This is a genomic window from Xanthomonas euvesicatoria pv. euvesicatoria, from assembly GCF_020880415.1.
GTDB classification, from domain to species: Bacteria; Pseudomonadota; Gammaproteobacteria; order Xanthomonadales; family Xanthomonadaceae; genus Xanthomonas; species Xanthomonas euvesicatoria.
In genome coordinates this window covers 59186-75962 of the sequence record NZ_JAJIUJ010000105.1, presented here as the reverse complement: position 1 = coordinate 75962, position 16777 = coordinate 59186, and the positions used below count along the sequence as shown (strand labels likewise).

Below are 16777 nucleotides of genomic sequence, written 5' to 3'. Positions count from 1 at the left end.
TCGCTAGCAGGCCGGAGTGTGAGAAGTCGTTAGTTATGATCGCTTCGATAGGGGAAGATGATGATGACTGCGTTGCGTGATATGCATCGCCAAACTCGCGAGCGGTACATAGCAAATAACCGCATTATCGAACGCTACGTGCGTCATTGCGTTTTTTTGCGCGACCTGAGTTTCAATCGCGCGCAGCCAATGTTGCGTTGCAGGATCGTGCGCAGTGTGGATGACGCGAGTGGCCCATTGCGCATCGCGCGATGCAGGACTGGGCCACGTATGCAGCGCCGATTATGCAGAGCCGCGGCACGAGATCCTCCAACGCTGCAGCTACACCATCGCGCGTATGCCGATGCGGTACGACTGGCCATGCCCCCTGTGTGGCTGCACAGCGCGGCGCTGGCTTGCATCGCGCAACACCCGAACCGGCGCGCTACATCCGTATCGGCTGCGCCATCACCGTCGCACGCGAGATTGCACATTGCGATGATGATGGCACTGGCATCGCCAGGCGATCTTCAACGCCCGATCACCCGCTTGAACGGCGGCAAGGCATCGATGATGCGTTTACCGTAGCGACGGGTGAGCAGGCGCGAGTCGAGGATGATCACGCGGCCGTGGTCGCTGGAGCTGCGGATCAGGCGGCCGGCGAATTGGGTGAGCGTGCGCAACGCATGCGGGATGGCGATCAGGTTGAAGGCGTTGTGCCCGCGGCTTTCCAACCATTCGCTCAAGGTGGAGGTTTGCGGATCGGTGGGCACGGCGAACGGCACCTGGGTGATGACCACGGTGGTGCAGGCTTCACCGGGCAGGTCCAGGCCTTCGCCGAAGGAATTGAGGCCGAACAATACCGAGCCTTCGCCGGCACCGATGCGGCGCAAATGTTCGGTGATCAGTTGCGACTTGTTGCCTTCGCCCTGCACCAGCACGCGATTGCGCTGCGCCAACGGCATCAGGTCGGCCACCTTTTCCATCTTCCAGCGCGAAGTGAACAACACGATGCTGCCCTTGGCGTTCCAATCCAGTTCGCGCACCAGATACTTGGCCACTTCCTTGGGATGGCCTTCGCGGTCGTCGGGAGTGACCGGAAAATTGGGGACGATCAATTCGGCCTGGTTGGGCAGGTCGAACGGCGAGGCCAGCGATGCCATTTCGGCGTGATCGGGCAAGCCATTGTCGATGGCGAAGGATTGGAAATCGCCGCCACCGGTCAGCGTGGCCGAGGTCATCACCACCGAATCCACCTCGTTCCAGATCATCGTGCGCAGCACCTGCGCGGCCGACACCGGCGAGCAATGGCAGATCAGGTCGCCGTCGCGCGAGAGGGTGATCCAGCGCGCCATCGGCGGCTGACCTTCCTTGTCTTCGCGGCGCCAGCCACTCCACAGATTGTGTTGCTGCTCGGCCATCTCCAGCGCCAGGCCGAGACTGCGCTGCAGACGTTCGCGCGCGGAATCGTCCTGTTTTCCCTTGGCAATGGCGCTGTGTGCGGCATGCACCCAGTTGAACAGTGCGCGGGTTTCTTCGCCAAGCTCTTCGATGGCCGGGCCCCACTGCGGCGGCAACTTGCCATTGGCCGCGCGCCACAGCGGATCGCGCTCGCCGGGCTCGGGCTTCCACACGCGTTCGACCTCGGCGTGGAAGGCCTTGAGCAGTTTGGACACGCGCGCAGCCACCTCGATGGCTTCGTTGGGCAGCAAGTTGCCCAGCTTGTCCTTGTCCACTGCACGATAAGCGGCCGCGATGAGGATCTGCAGGCGCCCGGTGCGCCTGGCCATCTCGTCCAGCGGCAGGTTCGCCGCGCCCTGGTCGATCGCCACGCCGGCGATGTGGTGGCCTTCGTCGAGTACCAGCAGCATGTCCGCTGGCGGGGCGATCAGCGGCTGGCCGTTTTCGGCATCGCCCAGCGACAGCGACGACAGCAGCAAGGCGTGGTTGGTGACCACGATCTGCGCCTCGCGTACATCGGTGCGCGCCTTGAGTACCGGACATTGCGCCGCGTAGCTGCAGCGGCGCCCCGCACAGCCGGACGCCGGCGTGGTGATGCGCATGCGCAGCGGCACGGAGATCGGTTCCGGCGCATCGTCCAGATCGCCATTCCACGTGCGGGCGGCGTAGGCCTTGGCCAACCGTTTGGCCAGATCCGCATCGACGGGGCTGAGCGGGCGGTCGTACAGCGCCTGCTCGTCTTCGAACATGGCGTTCTGGCTAGTGTCGCCTTCCAGCTCGGCGGCATTGCGGGTACACAGATAGCGGGTACGGCCCTTGGCCAGCGCCACGGTCGCTTCCAGTCCGGTGGCCTTGAGGAAGGCCGGGATGTCGCGTTCCACCAGCTGCGATTGCAGCGCCACGGTGCCGGTGCTGATCACCAGCTTCTTCTTGGTCGCCAGTGCGATCGGCACGCCGGCGGTGAGATAGCCCAGGCTCTTGCCCACGCCGGTGGGCGCCTCGGCGATGCCGATGCCGCCGGAGGTGGCCAGGGCACGGGAGACCAGGCCGATCATCTGGCTCTGTGCGCGCCGCGTGGCAAAGCCCGGCGTATTGGCCTGCAGCTTGGCGTAAGCGTCGCGGATGCTGGCCTTGATCGGGTCGGTCAGGCTGCGCTGGGTGGAAACGGGCGCCGACGGCGCGGCCGGTGGGGCAACTTCACTCATCGCGCTATTTTCGCACGGACCGGCGCAGTGACTGCGACCGGCGCGCCGCAGGGCTGAACAGGTTGCCTGCCTGCGGCGGCCACCCGGCCACTCCCACGCTGGTGCGACTGCTACGCGGCCGAGGGCATGGTTCGATTCTCCGATCGTGGCCTGCCAGCACCGGCCGCCTGCAGGCACTCGCCGCCGGCGCGACCCGGAAGGCGGCGCAGTGAATGCCGATGCACGAAACGCCGTTGTCTTTAACGCGTATGCAGGATCGATGCGCGCTCAGTTCCGCTGCCGGCGTGCCGGCCACGCATGGCGCGCCCACACCAGGCCGATGGCCGCCATGGCCACGCCCATCAACAGCATGCCGGCGCCGACGCCATTGGGCCCGAAACGTTCGTACAGCAGGCCGCCGCGATTGACCGCCGCCAGCGCCTGCGGATGCAGCAGCGTCCACACGCCCTGCCCGGCACAGACCAGTCCAACGATCACCAGCAAGATGGCTTTGAGCGGGATCACGGGCGCGGACCAGTGCCAGCCGGCAAACGCTGCAGGCTGGCCGCCAGCGTCCACACCAGTACGCCGATGCCGACGGCCTGCATGGCCATTAGCACGAAGTGGGCGATGCCGACCACCATGCTGATCTGGCGCACGTTGCCTTGCTGCAGCAGCACCATCGGAATCGCCTGGACGGCGACCTCGGCGAACAGGCAGCCCAGCAGCAGCCAGAGCGCGGCCAGCCCCGCGCGCCGCAGCGGGCTATGCGGTACGCGCCACAACAGAGCCAGCCCGAGCAGCACCGCAATCAGCATCGGCACGCGCGACAGCAGGCTGGTGACCAGGGTTAGCAGGATCGCGGTGGCATCGGCGCTGCCCACGTCAGTCGGCACTGACCAGCACGGCCTCGCGCGCGCGCAGCGCGGCATAGACCGGGTCGGTGTCCGGGCGCACGCCATGCCACAGCGCGAAGCTCTCGGCAGCCTGTTCCACCAGCATGCCCAGTCCATCGATGGCGTACCGGCATTGCGCCGCGCGCGCCCAGGCCAGAAACGCAATGGCGGTGTCGCCGTAATTCAGATCGACCGCGGCCGTCAGGCTGTTGACCAGACCCAGTGGCAATGCGAACGCACCGGCATCGCGGTCGCGACCGGCGGCAGTGGCATTGACGATCAGTTCGAAGTCGCCCAGCTCGCGCAGGTCTTCGATGTAACGCGACGTCACCCGCGCCGGCTCGCCCAGCGCATCGCACAAGGCATCGGCGCGCTCGGGCGAGCGGTTCACCACCACCATTGCGGTGATGCCCGCCTCCAGCAGCGCCGGCGCCACACCGCGTGCAGCACCACCGGCGCCCAGCAGCAGCACGCGGCGGCCACGCAGATCCAGGCCCTGGCGTTCGGTGAGATCGCGCACCAGGCCGGCGCCGTCGGTGTTGTCGCCCTGCCACTGGCCGTCATTGCGCACCAACGTGTTCACCGCCCCGGCCAACCGCGCGCGATCGCTCAGACTGCTGGCCAGCGCATAGGCGGCTTCCTTCAACGGCAGGGTGACGTTGGCGCCCTTGCCGCCCTCATCGGCGAAGCGTTGCAACGCGGCGCTGAAATCCTCCAGCGGCGCGTCGATGGCGGTGTAGTCCAGCGCAATGCCGGTCTGCTTCCCGAACTCGGTGTGGATGGCCGGCGACAGCGAATGGGCGACAGGGTGACCGAACACGGCATAACGGGATACGGGCATGAAACACTCTCTGGTTGACTAGACTGTGCGCGACTTGGAGCCGCTCTTGAGGCAGGAACACCGCATGCACTATCGATGGACGCTGCTTACGCTGGCGGCAAGTTTACTCTGCGTCCCGTCTGCTTCGGGGCTTGCTGAATTCGGCATCGAGGGCATGGGTGTGGTCTCCACGCCGGCCAACGAGGCGCGCGCCACGCTCAGCCCGGACGGGCAGCGCATCGTGTGGGCCAGCGACCGGGCCGGTGGCACCGGCGGCTGGGATCTGTGGCAGGCGCAACTGCGCGGCGGGCGTTGGCAGGACGCGCAGCCGCTGCCGATCAATACCGCGCAGGACGAGACCACCCCATTGTTCAGTGCCGACGGCCGCTGGCTGCTGTTCGCCTCCACCCGGCCCGGCGGCGCGGGCGGCAGCGACCTGTACCGTGCACCGGTGGGTGCGCAAGGCGCCGTGGGCCCGGTGCAATCGCTGGGCGCGGCGATCAACAGCGCCGGCAACGAGCGCGCACCGACGCTGTCGCTGGACGGCACACGCCTGTTGTTCGCCAGCGACGGTCATGGCGGTGCTGGCGGCATGGATCTGTTCGTCGCGCGCTGGGATGGGCAGGCGTTCACCACGCCGGTGGCCCCGGTCGACATCAATAGCGCAGCCGACGAGCTGGACGCAGCCTGGCTCGGCGACGGGCGCGCGTTGGTCTGGGCCCGGGGGAAGACCAATGGCCCCAGCCAGTTGCTGCTGGCCATCTGCAAGGACGGTCGTTTTGCCCAGGGCTTGCCGCTGCCACTGTCGTTCAACGGGCCGCAGGAGCGCACTTTTGGCGCGGTCGTGGATACCGCCAAGCCGGGCGAATTGCTGGTGACCGGCAGCGCCCGTGCGCCGCGCGCAGGGCAGTTGGACATCTACCGGATGAAGGCACCGGCAGCCGACGGCGATGCGAATTGCCGTTGAGGTGGATGGGTGCATCGGTCCGATCGAGACGATGTTGCCTGGGCATTCGCCGCAGAGCTGCTGATCACTTCCAATGCGGGGACAAGCAAACCGTGCGACGCGACGTGCTCATTCTTCGATAAACAGCCCGCGAACTGACTGGCGTTGTGCCTGCGCCGCTTGCGGGACCGTTGGCGGCATAGCTGCCGCCGTTGAACCACAGGAATGGGTTCATGGCGTGTCCCGCGCGCGACGAGGACAGCGCACGCTCGACCGTCGAGGAGTTGTTGATAGGTCCAACAGGTCATCAGCCGACACAACGCTGCACCAATGCCATACAAACGTAGAACGCCAGCCACTCGGAGTGGGCGCGTATCCGTCGTCCACGGTGGTCTGCGGCTCTCTACTCTGCGCACCCGCACAATGCTCACTCGCCAGGTTCTGCTAGCCGATGTAAGGCGGGGCTGGCGCCATCAGCGCCGCGCTCAATACACATCGCGTCGATAACGGCCGGCCGCGGTCAGCGATTCCAATCGCGTGTCGCCGAGCAGTTCTCGCAAGGTTGCATCGACCTCGCGCGCCATGCTGTCCAGACTGCCGCAGACGTAAATGACCGCGCCGCGGTCGATCCAGTGTCGCAGCGTGTCGCCGGCGTCGCGCAAGTGATGTTGCACATAGCGTTTTTGTGGTTGATCGCGCGAGAACACCCACTCCAGCTGCTGCAGATGCCCGCTCGCCTGCCAGGCCTGCAGCTCGTCGGCGAACAGGCGGTCGTGCGCCGCATGCCGTTCGCCGAACAACAACCAGTGCCCATGCACGCCGGCCAACTCGGCCTCGCGTAGCAGCGCGCGCAGGCCCGCAATGCCGGTGCCGTTACCGATCAAGACCATCGGCATTGTTTCGAGCCGATGAAACCCGGGATTGGTGCGCAACCGTGCGCGCACCGGCGTGCCGATCGCCGCATGGCAGATCAACCACCCCGAACCCAGACCGGGACTGCCATCGGCACGCGCCGTCAGCCGCACCACCACCATCGCGGTGCCGTCAGCCGGTACGCTGGCGAGCGAATAATCGCGTGTGGGCAGCCAGGCGCAAGCATCCAGCCAGGTCTGCGGATCAGGGCGATGGGCAAGCGGCGTTGCGGGCGGCTCGGGCAGGACGCGCTCGGCGGCAGCCTGCTGCAATGGCAGCAGCTGCGCATCCACGTGCACCAGTGCGTCCGGCGCCAGGCCCCATGCCGCCAGACAGGCGCGCACCTGTGCTTGGGCATGCGCAGGCTGCACTTCGAGGATGTCGCCGGCCTGCCACTGCGCATCGGCAGGCGGCTGCAGATCGACGCGCCAGATCGGCGCCCCCTCGCTGCCCGGATTCAGATGCATGCGCGAAGACAGGGTCCATTCGCTCAATTTGGGCCGTGCCAGCGGCGCCACGCGCAAAGGTGCACCGGCGATCTGGCCCAGCTGCGCATGCCATTGCGCCAGCGCCTGCGGGTCGACGTTATCCAGTTCCACCGCAGGAAACAGCGCGCGTGCACCTTGCGCATCCAGCCACTGTTCGACACGCCGCGAGAACCCGCAGAACTGCGCATATTGGCGGTCTCCCAGCGCCAGCACCGCGTAGGTCAGGTGCGGCAATTGCAGGCGTTGCCGCAGCAGCCCACGCTCGAAACCGCGTGCCGCATCCGGTGGCTCGCCATCGCCAAACGTGCTGATCACAAACAGCGCATGCCCGGTGCGTTGTAGCGCCTGCGCATCCAGCTGCGCCAGCGAGCACACCTGCACCGGCAAGCCGGCGGCCTGCAGATGCCCGGCGGCCTGCCACGCCAGGCGCTCGGCAAAACCGCTCTGGCTGGCAAACGCAATCAACCACGGCGCCGCTTGCGAGGCCGGTGCTGCGTCTTGCAACACCTTGCGCGCAGCGCGCAGTTCGCGTTTTTTGCGGCGCCGATCCAGATACAGCATCCAGCCGGTGACGAAGAACACCGACATGCCCAGGCTGGCGAGCATCACCACGATGCGCCCGGGCAACCCGAAGAAACTGCCCGAATGCAGCGGGAACATGCTCGCCGCCAATTGCTGCCCGCGCGGCAGCAGCGCGTAGTCCAGGCGCTGCAGCAGTGCTCCGCTGTCCGGCGCGATATCAAGACTGTTGTAGGCGCGATCGTGAGCGGGATGGTCGGGCAAGAACCGCACATTCAACGGCTGCCCGGCGCGCGCGGGAATGCGCAGATCCAGGGCGGCGCTGCGCGTGGCGGGAATGCCATCGAGCGTGCGCTGCACGCGTGCAAGATCGACGGTGGCCGGGCGGTTATCGCCTTTGTCGCCGCGTATCGCAGGCAGGCCGTCAAGCAAGGCCATCATGCCATCGCGATACCAGGGGTAGGACCAGGTCAGCCCGGTCAGCGCGACCAGCAAATACACCAGCAAGCACCAGGTGCCGAACACCGCGTGCAGGCTCCACAAAAAACTGCGCCCCTGCCGTCGCCATTCCACCACCCACCAGGTGCGCGGGCTCCACCACCGTCGCGGCCAGCGCAGATACAGCCCCGATGCGCAGAAGAACAGCAAGATGAAGGCGCTCGCACCGGTGACCGCCTGCCCGCGTTTGCCGGCCGTCAGATTGCGGTGCAGGTCTTCGATGAAGGCAAACGCAGTGCTCAGCCGCGGCGGCGCGACCCGCTCACCCGTATAGGGGTCGAAATACACCCGGCCCGCGCCCTTGCCGGAGAGGCGCGCGGCAGACGGGCGCGCACCAGTGGGATCGATCAACAGGCGCGTCACCGTCTGTTTCTGCCCGGCACCGGCTGGCGCCAGATCGAGCCGTTGCAGCAACACATCCACCGGCAAGGGCTGCTCGCCCGCCGCATGCCGTTGCGCCAGTTGCGCAATGACCGGATTGGCCATGCGCACGATCTCGTTTTCGAACGACATCGCCGCGCCGGTCAACCCCATTACCGACAGCACCAGCCCGGCAGTGATGCCGAGCAGCCAATGCAGCTGGAACAGGAGCGTCTTGATCAAGACCTGGACACGAAACAGGACGGCCGCCCATTGTAGATGAGAATGAGTCTCGCATCCGATCTGCATCGATGCCGACGGCGTTCTATGGCTCGCTGCACGCCGCGCCCGGCAGCGGTCTGTCTGGTCTGACGCGTGCTGCCGCGCCGTCATCTGCCGCACATGGCGCGGTCATCGTTTGGACATCGCGCCTTGCCACCTTCCTCACTTCCCTTGGCAAGCGAGCTCTGCAATGTCCTTCCTCCTGCGCGGTTGTGTGGCCCTGGCAGTGTTGTGCACGACCTCCGTGGCGATGGCCGCCACCCGTTGTCCCAGCCTCTACGCGAATGGCACCCCGCCGAGCGTGGGCAGCAGCACGACCCGCGCCACCGAGGTCTGCCACACCGAATACGTGTTGCTGGCCTCGGGCGTGACCAAGGACCCGGTGTATTCGGCCGAGCACCTCACCGACCAACAGGTTGCCGGCGCCGAGGCGATCGGCCGGGTCGGCTCCTTCCACGACGAAACCGGCATCCCCGCCGCTGATCGCTCGAAAAGTTCCGACTACACCAATACCGGCTACGACCGCGGGCACATGACGCCGGCCGGCGATGCATCGACCGAAAGTTCGGAAAAAGAAACATTTTCCATGGCCAATGTCGTCCCGCAGGACCACAAGCTCAACACCGGCGAGTGGGCGCACATCGAAGAGCAGGTGCGTCAGCTGGCCAAGCAGCACGGCGAGTTGTACGTGGTGACCGGCCCGGCGTTCGACAGCGGCACTGCAACGACGATCGGCACCGACAACGTCGCCGTCCCGACGTATGTGTGGAAGGCCATCTACGAACCGGGCGTGGGCGCGGGCGCGTATCTGTGCGTCAACGACAGCAGCATCAACTGCGACGTGGTGTCGATCGACGACCTGGTCGTGATGACCAACGTCGACCCGTTCCCCTCGCTCAGCGCCAGCGTGAAGTCGCAGGCGATCGCGTTGGTGCTGCCCTGAGATGAGAGACGGGATTTGGGATTCGGGATTTGCACCACTATCAGTTGCTGGCTCGGCGCTACGCCGTCACCAGGCGCGTTGCGCGGCTGACCCGGAAATTTCAAGCGTAGCGCGCCGGTCCTGTTGCGGCGTACGCAAGCCATACCATCAGAAGGTTTGAACGCTAATGCATGGGAGCGACGTGCCGTCTTGCATCTGATGCAGGCGGCACGTCGACATCCCCGCGATCCAGCGGGCGCTGGTGCATCTGTCAGGCTAACGACCTGCCCATCGAACCAGGCCGCCCGCTCCGGATCCTACTGCGCGCAGGCGACTGCTTGGCCGACGCGAGCGGCCCTCATTCTTGCGCAACTGAGTGGCAGCGTCGTCGCACCGTGCTCGCGCTCAGCGTGTTTCGCGCAACCAGCGCGCCACTTGCGGCGCGAAATAGGTCAACACGCCATCGGCGCCGGCACGCTTGAAGGCCATCAATGCTTCGAGCACGCACTTGCGCTCGTCCAGCCAGCCGTTGGCTGACGCCGCCTTGAGCATCGCGTACTCGCCGCTGACCTGATACGCAAAGGTCGGCACGCGGAATTGATCCTTCACCCGGCGCACTACATCCAGATACGGCATGCCCGGCTTGACCATCACCATGTCCGCGCCTTCTTCCAAATCCAGTGCGATCTCGCGCAAGGCTTCATCGCCGTTGGCCGGGTCCATCTGGTAGGTGGTCTTGTCGGCCTTGCCCAGATTGCCGGCGCTGCCTACCGCATCGCGGAAGGGACCGTAGAACGCCGAGGCGTACTTGGCCGAATACGCCATGATCCGCACGTTGAGATGATCGTCGGCATCGAGCGCGCGGCGGATCGCACCGATGCGGCCATCCATCATGTCCGAAGGCGAAATGATGTCCACGCCCGCCTGCGCATGCGACAACGATTGCTTGACCAAAGCCTCGACCGTGATCTCGTTGAGCACATAACCCTTGTCGTCGATGATGCCGTCCTGGCCGTGGGTGGTGTACGGGTCCAGCGCCACGTCGGTCATGACGCCCAGCTCAGGGAAGCGCGACTTCAACGCCCGCACCGCGCGCTGCGCCAGGCCGTCCGGGTTCCAGGCTTCGGCCGCGTCCAGGCTCTTGCCGGCCGGGTCGATCACCGGGAACAGGTCGATCACCGGGATGCCCAGTTCCAGCGCGTTTTCCGCCTCGCGCAGCAGCTCGTCCAGCGACAGGCGTTCCACGCCGGGCATCGACGCGATCGGCGCGCGGCCGGACAGTTCGTGTACGAACACCGGCCAGATCAGGTCATCGGTGGTCAGCGTGTTCTCGCGCATCAACCGACGCGAAAACCCATCGTGGCGCATGCGGCGGGGGCGATAGTGCGGGTGGGCCATGACAAGGCTCCTGTAGACAGCGCATCAGTTTACGCCCGCCATGATGCGCAGAACGCGCTGCGACGCAGTGTCGCAGCGCTGCAACGGCACGCGGGTTCTTGCTCGCTTTCTCTCAGCCACAGGTCGAGCAAGGCGCCGACGTCTGGCGATGCAGACCCTGCCGGACACGCGCGCACCCGACACATGCACACGCAGGTACGCATCGCCGCCTTGTCGAGAGCCCGTTAGATAATCCCGCCGCCCAGGGTCAGGCGCATCACCCCGACCACGATCACCAGGCCGTTGAGCACCAAGCCGGTCTTGGCACGGCCACGGTTGCCTGCCGAGGTGAACAACAGCGCGATGGCGGCGATCAACGCGCCCACCGCCGCGAACGGAATCAGGAACCAGTTGCCCCAACCCAGCAGCGGAATGAAGGCCAACACCATCCAGAGCAGCGCCACGATGCCCCACAACAGGCTGATCAGTCCCACGTGCCACCTCGTCTTGAAGAAAGCACGAGCTTACCGGCGCGGCCGTCCTCACGCCGTGGGCGGGTGGTCATCATGACCAATGGCGGTTTGGCGGCAGCCTCACACCGGCATGGCTAGGGTGCGCCAAAGTGCGGCGCGATTCAGTCCAGGCGCCGGATCATCGCTGCCACTACGCGGATTTCATTACCCAGCTTTCATCACCCAAGGGGGGTCCACCATGCACAAGCAATCGCTGATCAGGAACGTCGCCATCGCCGCGGCGACCGCCGCCTTGCTGGCCGGTTGCGCCAGCAGCTCCAAGGTGATGCTGGGCCAGGCGCGCGCGCCGATCGACCCGGCGCAGGTGGAGGTGTATTCCAACGCCCCGGTCGGCTCGGTGGAAATCGCCCAGCTCGAATCGACCAGTGCCGCCGGCTTCGGCACCCAGGGCCAGACCGACGCTGCCGTGCAACGCCTCAAGCGCGAAGCCGCCAAGCTCGGCGCCAACGGCGTGGTCATCGTCGGCGTAGGCTCCGAACGCTCCGGCGGCGGCCTGTCGGTGGGCGGTGGCAGCTACGGCGGCCGCGTCGGCGGCGGCTTGGGGATCGGCATCCCCACCACCCAAAAGCGCGCGGCGGGTGTGGCGATCTGGGTGCCGGCGGGGGCACAGCAGCGTCCTGCACCGGACGTCTCCCCATCGACGCGGTAAAGCCCGCAAAGAATCACCCGCATCACTGCGCCAGGGCGCGACGGAAGGCTGTTTGCGGCCTTTTATCGCGCCCTGTTTTTTTGAACTCCACGGAGCTGGTCAGCGCTTGGCCTGTTGCGCCGGAATGAACTGCGTCTCCACCGCCTTGGCCAGCTGATCCGGTGGCAGCAGGCCCTGGTCGAGCAGGAAGTTGTTGAAGGCCAGGCGGTCGAACTTTTTGCCCAGGGCCAGTTCGGTGCGCATGCGCAGTTCGAGGATGCGGGTATAGCCGTAGAAGTAGCTGCCGGCCTGTCCGGGGGCGCGGACGGTGTAGCGGTCCAGTTCCTGGCGGGTCATGGCCGGCGAAAGGCCGACGTCGTCTTCCAGTACCTGGCGCGCGCGTTCGCGGTCGATCAGGCCCAGGTTGAGCATCGGGTCGAGCATGGCGCGGGCGGCGCGCAGCAGGCGGAACTGCAGGGCGATCAGCTGGCCGTCGAGCGGTTCGTACGGCACCATTTCTGCTTCGGCATACAGCGCCCAGCCTTCGACGTTGACCGAGTTGAAGGCGAACATACTGCGCGCCAGCGAGACGCCGCGTTCGACCATGGCGGTGAACTGCAGTTCGTGGCCGGGGCGGCCTTCGTGGGCGCTGAGCGTCCAGGCGGCCGAGCCGAAGTTGAAGTCGTCGTATTGCTCTTTCTTGGCGCCATCGGCGGTCGGGTTGCCCAGCGGCAACACGAACTGGCCCTGCTGGCCGGTATTGCCGATCAACGGGGCCGGCAGGAAGTGCGGGGCCGGTTGCGCGGCGCTTTCGGCGGCGCTGCCCAGGCGCATCTGCATCGGGCGGTTAGGCACATCGACGATGCGCTGCTGGCGGATGATCGGGTCGATCTGATCGATCACGCCGCGGTAGTGGGTTTCCAACTGGTCGTCGGCGATCTTGTTGCCCTTGAGGGCGCGGATCACCTGCACATAATCGCCGCCCTGCACGCCCTTGGCCTTGGCCACCAGCGGCGCCAGTTGGCGCATGGCCGAACGGGTCTCCATGAACTCCAGTTGCGCGCGCTGGATCAGCTGCTGCGGCGCGATATCGATCCCGACCTGCTTGAGCTGGAAAGCGTAAAGCGGCTCGGGCAGGCGAGTGTCCTTGCGCGCCTTGGGTAGCACGGTGGCGCGGGTCCACGCGGCGTAGTCCTTCAGTTGCGTGGACATGGCCTTGAGCGCCTCGTCGGCGCCGGCGATCTTGTACTTGGCGAACAGCTCGCCAATACCGGCGACGTAGGTGTCCACATTGGCCAGCGCCTGCTCTACTTCGCGCTGGGTGGGCTGCAGCAGGGCCTTGTTGCTCAGTTTTTCCTCGTAGCGCTGGCGCGCCAGCGTGGTGGTGGGCGTGCTTCCCGGTACCAGGCCGACGTAACGCTTGAGGCGATCCAGCGCCTTGGCGCGGCGCTCGGGCACGGTCTGGTCGGAGAGCAGACCGTTGAGACCACTGAAAACCGCCTCGGGAGCATCGCTCCAGGGCAACAGATACCGTTCGTTGAGCTCGCTGCCTTCGATGTTCTGCTCGGCCGCGCCGATCATGATCTGCAGGTCCTGGCGCACGTTGGCATCGCGCTCGGTGGTCAACTTCGTTTGCAGCGTGGCGCGCGCCTTGCGCATGGCATCGCGATAGCGCGCGGCGTTGTCCGGGCCGAGGTCGACGACCTGATCGTCGTAGCCGGGCACACCGAAGAAGCTGGCGTATTCGGGCTGGAACGGCGCCTGCGCATTGAGCAGGATCTGCGCATAGCCGTTGCTGGTCTGCACCCAGGCCGGGCTGGCGGGTTGTGTCGGCGCAGTCTTGCCGGTCTGTGCCTGCAACGGCAACGAGGAACCGAGCGCCAGCGCAACGGCGAGAACGAGTGGCTTCATGAGGCAGATCCGCGAATTGAGTAGCGCGACCCTACCCATCTGCAGCGGCCGCGGCAATCTGCCTTAGGTCATGGCCGGCGGGGCGGCGGCGGCGGCGAGGCGGCAACAGGTAACACATCGATCCGGGCGCCATCGACGCCGGCGAAGGTCAATGTCCGGTAGGTCCAGCGGCCCTGCCTGCGCATGGCATCCACCTGCACACGGCCCTTACCGCGCGGGCCGTGCAGCCCGACGCTGAAATGCGCTTCGCCGGTAGGACCGGACTAACGAATGCTGCCGTTGATCAAGACGTCTTCGTTGATTGGCATGCCCAGCCGTTGCACGACCTGCGCGTCGGTCTTGGCGATCTGCAGCGCGTCGAGATACACGTCGCTGGATTTCAACGCTGCAGTGATCACGTAGAGCACACCACCGATCAGCAACGCCAGGAGCACAGACAGCGCAATACCGATGCCAGGCACAGCCCACTTCCAGTGCCGGTTCCAGAGGTCGGCAGCACGCGGGCGTTGCGGTGCTGCTTGAGGAAGCGGTGGTGGCCGGGACATGGCACTCCTTGTGCAAACGCTGAGAACGCGAATGATCGGTACCGCCCATTGTGAGCGACGCACAGCAGTGGACAACGACTGCACAGCCGCCGGCGGGCGCAGGAGATGCTCAGAAGCGGCGCGCTACAGGTACGCGTCGGTTGCTGTGCGCCGCCCTCACCCAGCTGGCTCCTGTTGCTTGCGCCTGCTGGGCACGCTCAGTCGTGCACCGGCCTCAGGCAGCGCTGCAAGAACGCTTCGGCAGTCTTGTAACGATGCAGCGCCGTGGCACCCGACAACCCATGCTTCGCACCGGGATACGTCATCAATTCGAATGGGGTGCCGCGTTGCTGCAGCGCGCTCATCAGCGCGGTGGAATTGGTGAACAGCACATTGTCGTCGGCCATGCCGTGGATCAGCAGCAGCTTGGCGCGCAGGCCATCCAGATGCGTGGCGATGCGTGCCTCGCGGTAGCCTGCGGCGTTGCGAGCCGGCAGATCCATATAGCGCTCGGTGTAATGGGTGTCGTACAGGCCCCAATCGGTGACCGGTGCGCCGGCCACGCCGCAGGCATAGGCGTCGCTGTGCTTGGCCAGCAGCATCAAGGTCATGTAGCCGCCGTTGGACCAGCCCTGCACGCCGATGCGCTTGGCATCCACCCAGGGCTGTTGCTTGAGCCAGGCCACGCCTTGGAACTGGTCGTCCACTTCCACCGTGCCCTGCCTGCCGTACAGCGCGCCACCGAACGCGCGCCCGCGCCGCGGCGTGCCACGGTTGTCCAGCGAAAACACCACGTACCCGCGCTGGGCCAGGTATTGGTCGAACAAGGCATCGCCGCGGCTGGGCCAGGCATCGAGCACGGTCTGCGCCGCCGGGCCGCCGTACACGTAAACGATGACCGGGTAGCGCTTGGCCGGGTCGAACTTGTCGGGCTTGGTCAGCCGGTAATGCAGCGGTGTCTTGCCATCGGCAGCGGTGAGCGTGCCGAATGCGATCGGGCGCTGCGCATCGCGGTAGGTGGCGTACGGATGCTGCGGATCGCTCAGGTCGTTCTTCAGCAGCGTGGCGATCTTTTCGCCACTGGCGCGGAACAACTCGATCTGCGGCGGCGTGGTGGTGTTGGACCAGGTATCGACGTACACGCTGGCGTTGCTTGCGAAACCGGCCGCATGCGTGCCGTTGGTGTTGGAGCGCTTTTCGATCGCGCCACCGGCCAGTGGCACGGCGTAAATATGCGTTTGTGTGGGCCCGTCCTTGCTGGCGGCGAAATACACGTTGCCGGCCTGCTCGTCGACGGCGAGCAGGGCATCGACCACCCAGTTGCCGGAAGTCAGTGGCGTCAACGTGCGGCCGTCTTCGGATGCAAGATACAAATGCTCGTAGCCGCTGCGTTCGGAGTTCCAGAGAAAGCGGCCGTCCTTGAGAAACCGCAGGTCGTTGCTGAGCGGCACCCAGGTGGGCGAGGTTTCGGTGACGAGCGTGCGCTGCACGCCGCTGGCCAGCGTGGTTTCGATCAGCTCAAGGGTTTTCTGGTCGCGCGACTGCCGCTGGAAGGTCAGCCGCTGTGCATCGCGCCAATCCACGCGCGCCAGATAGATGTCCGGGTTCTTGCCCAGGTCGATCCAGCGCGGGGTGGCCTTGGCGCGCGGCGCGATCACACCTAGCTGCACCGCTACATTCGGCTGGCCGGCCTGCGGATAGCGCTGGCTGATCACTTCGGTATGGTCGGCATACACTTCCGGGCGCTTTTGCACCGGCACTTGCGATTCGTCGATGCGCGCAAAGGCGATCGCCGAGTCGTCCGGCGCCCACCAATAGCCGGTGTGACGATCCATTTCTTCGTCGGCGACGAATTCGGCCACGCCATTGCCGATGGTCTCGCTACCATCGTGGGTGAGCTGCAGCGCGTTGCCGTTGGCCAACTCGATGACCCACACGTTGCGCTCGCGCACGAAGCTGACGAAGCCGCCCTTGGGCGAGAGCTTGGCGTCGGTGGCGAAGCCTTCGCCGTGGGTGAGCTTGCGTACCGCGGCCGCGCCGGTCTTGCGCAGGTCGTACAGATACAACTCGCCACCGAGCGGGAACAGCAGCGCGTGCGCATCCGGTGCCCATTGGTAATCGACGATGCCGGTGAACGCGGCGATGCGCTGGCGTTCACGGCGGGCTTTTTCGACATCGCTCAAGACCTCGGTGCCGGGCAGCACGACCTTGGAATCGACCAGCAGGCGCGTCTGGCCGCTGGCGATGTCGTATTCCCACAGATCCAGCTGATTGCGATCGTTGTCCTTGCCGCGCAGGAAGGTCACGCGCGAGCCATCCGGTGCCACCTTGGGCTTCATCAACGTGGGACCGGAAAGCGGCAATGGGCCGGTGATGGCCTCCAGGGTGAGTTTTTCGGCGTGGGCCATGGGAACGGTGCTGAGCATGAGGGCAAGGGCTACGAACAGGGCGCGCATCGATGATCCTGTCTGACGACTGCGCACAGGATGCGGCGGCGTTGTGGATTTGAGAAGCGCGGCGATCCTGGCGTTGGCCGC

General features: G+C 66.0%; 13 protein-coding genes. 3 read left to right on the top strand and 10 right to left on the bottom strand.

Annotation, left to right across the window (positions count from 1 at the left end):
- Window positions 1-509: 509 nt before the first annotated feature.
- The 4 genes from dinG to aroE all read right to left on the bottom strand — a co-directional run bounded on the left by dinG (window position 510) and on the right by aroE (window position 4361).
- Window positions 510-2645, bottom strand: coding sequence for an ATP-dependent DNA helicase DinG (gene dinG / locus LN450_RS17755; RefSeq protein ID WP_011348927.1), 2136 nt, complete (start codon window positions 2643-2645; stop codon window positions 510-512).
- A gap of 267 nt (window positions 2646-2912) precedes the next feature.
- Window positions 2913-3149, bottom strand: coding sequence for a hypothetical protein (locus tag LN450_RS17750; RefSeq protein WP_008576468.1), 237 nt, complete (start codon window positions 3147-3149; stop codon window positions 2913-2915).
- The gene (locus tag LN450_RS17745) at window positions 3146-3520 is read right to left on the bottom strand and encodes a hypothetical protein (protein ID WP_031424702.1); all 375 of its coding nucleotides are present in this window, start codon (window positions 3518-3520) and stop codon (window positions 3146-3148) included. Before LN450_RS17745 ends, LN450_RS17750 begins: the two co-directional genes overlap by 4 nt.
- Window positions 3510-4361: a shikimate dehydrogenase gene (aroE, locus tag LN450_RS17740; RefSeq protein WP_011348929.1), complete on the bottom strand. Its 852-nt coding sequence runs from the start codon at window positions 4359-4361 to the stop codon at window positions 3510-3512. Before aroE ends, LN450_RS17745 begins: the two co-directional genes overlap by 11 nt.
- 64 nt (window positions 4362-4425) lie before the next feature.
- Here aroE and LN450_RS17735 point away from each other — a divergent pair, with 64 nt between their 5' ends.
- The gene (locus LN450_RS17735) at window positions 4426-5307 is read left to right on the top strand and encodes a TolB family protein (RefSeq protein ID WP_011348930.1); all 882 of its coding nucleotides are present in this window, start codon (window positions 4426-4428) and stop codon (window positions 5305-5307) included.
- A 464-nt stretch (window positions 5308-5771) separates the two neighbouring features.
- On the opposite strand, the gene LN450_RS17730 is transcribed toward LN450_RS17735, so the two are convergent.
- Window positions 5772-8306, bottom strand: a complete 2535-nt coding sequence (locus LN450_RS17730) for a PepSY domain-containing protein (protein ID WP_039419049.1) — start codon at window positions 8304-8306, stop codon at window positions 5772-5774.
- A 229-nt stretch (window positions 8307-8535) separates the two neighbouring features.
- Here LN450_RS17730 and LN450_RS17725 point away from each other — a divergent pair, with 229 nt between their 5' ends.
- Window positions 8536-9288, top strand: coding sequence for a DNA/RNA non-specific endonuclease (locus LN450_RS17725; protein WP_008576478.1), 753 nt, complete (start codon window positions 8536-8538; stop codon window positions 9286-9288).
- Window positions 9289-9672: 384 nt separating this feature from the next.
- Here LN450_RS17725 and hemB read toward each other — a convergent pair whose 3' ends face one another.
- Window positions 9673-10665, bottom strand: coding sequence for a porphobilinogen synthase (gene hemB / locus LN450_RS17720; RefSeq protein WP_011348934.1), 993 nt, complete (start codon window positions 10663-10665; stop codon window positions 9673-9675).
- Window positions 10666-10889: 224 nt separating this feature from the next.
- Window positions 10890-11132, bottom strand: a complete 243-nt coding sequence (locus LN450_RS17715) for a hypothetical protein (RefSeq protein WP_017156266.1) — start codon at window positions 11130-11132, stop codon at window positions 10890-10892.
- A gap of 223 nt (window positions 11133-11355) precedes the next feature.
- Here LN450_RS17715 and LN450_RS17710 point away from each other — a divergent pair, with 223 nt between their 5' ends.
- Entirely contained in the window at window positions 11356-11826 is a 471-nt protein-coding gene (locus LN450_RS17710) for a hypothetical protein (protein WP_011348935.1), read from the top strand.
- Window positions 11827-11925: 99 nt separating this feature from the next.
- Here the strand turns inward: LN450_RS17710 and LN450_RS17705 are convergent, their stop codons facing one another.
- The 3 genes from LN450_RS17705 to LN450_RS17695 form a co-directional block, all read right to left on the bottom strand.
- Entirely contained in the window at window positions 11926-13716 is a 1791-nt protein-coding gene (locus LN450_RS17705) for a DUF885 domain-containing protein (RefSeq protein WP_039418136.1), read from the bottom strand.
- A gap of 263 nt (window positions 13717-13979) precedes the next feature.
- The gene (locus LN450_RS17700; RefSeq protein WP_011348937.1) at window positions 13980-14261 is read right to left on the bottom strand and encodes a cytochrome c oxidase assembly factor Coa1 family protein; all 282 of its coding nucleotides are present in this window, start codon (window positions 14259-14261) and stop codon (window positions 13980-13982) included.
- 197 nt (window positions 14262-14458) lie between these two features.
- Window positions 14459-16696 carry a S9 family peptidase gene (locus LN450_RS17695; protein ID WP_011348938.1) on the bottom strand — a complete coding sequence of 746 codons (2238 nt, stop codon included), beginning with the start codon at window positions 16694-16696 and terminating at the stop codon, window positions 14459-14461.
- Window positions 16697-16777 lie beyond the last annotated feature (81 nt).

What these genes read in the sequence shown, in the direction of transcription:
- LN450_RS17725 (WP_008576478.1), top strand. Translation starts at nt 8,536, where the DNA reads ATGTCCTTCCTCCTGCGCGGTTGTGTGGCCCTGGCAGTGTTGTGCACG.
- LN450_RS17695 (WP_011348938.1), bottom strand. Translation starts at nt 16,696, where the DNA reads ATGCGCGCCCTGTTCGTAGCCCTTGCCCTCATGCTCAGCACCGTTCCC.
- hemB (WP_011348934.1), bottom strand. Translation starts at nt 10,665, where the DNA reads ATGGCCCACCCGCACTATCGCCCCCGCCGCATGCGCCACGATGGGTTT.
- LN450_RS17700 (WP_011348937.1), bottom strand. Translation starts at nt 14,261, where the DNA reads ATGTCCCGGCCACCACCGCTTCCTCAAGCAGCACCGCAACGCCCGCGT.
- LN450_RS17710 (WP_011348935.1), top strand. Translation starts at nt 11,356, where the DNA reads ATGCACAAGCAATCGCTGATCAGGAACGTCGCCATCGCCGCGGCGACC.
- dinG (WP_011348927.1), bottom strand. Translation starts at nt 2,645, where the DNA reads ATGAGTGAAGTTGCCCCACCGGCCGCGCCGTCGGCGCCCGTTTCCACC.
- LN450_RS17705 (WP_039418136.1), bottom strand. Translation starts at nt 13,716, where the DNA reads ATGAAGCCACTCGTTCTCGCCGTTGCGCTGGCGCTCGGTTCCTCGTTG.
- LN450_RS17735 (WP_011348930.1), top strand. Translation starts at nt 4,426, where the DNA reads ATGCACTATCGATGGACGCTGCTTACGCTGGCGGCAAGTTTACTCTGC.
- aroE (WP_011348929.1), bottom strand. Translation starts at nt 4,361, where the DNA reads ATGCCCGTATCCCGTTATGCCGTGTTCGGTCACCCTGTCGCCCATTCG.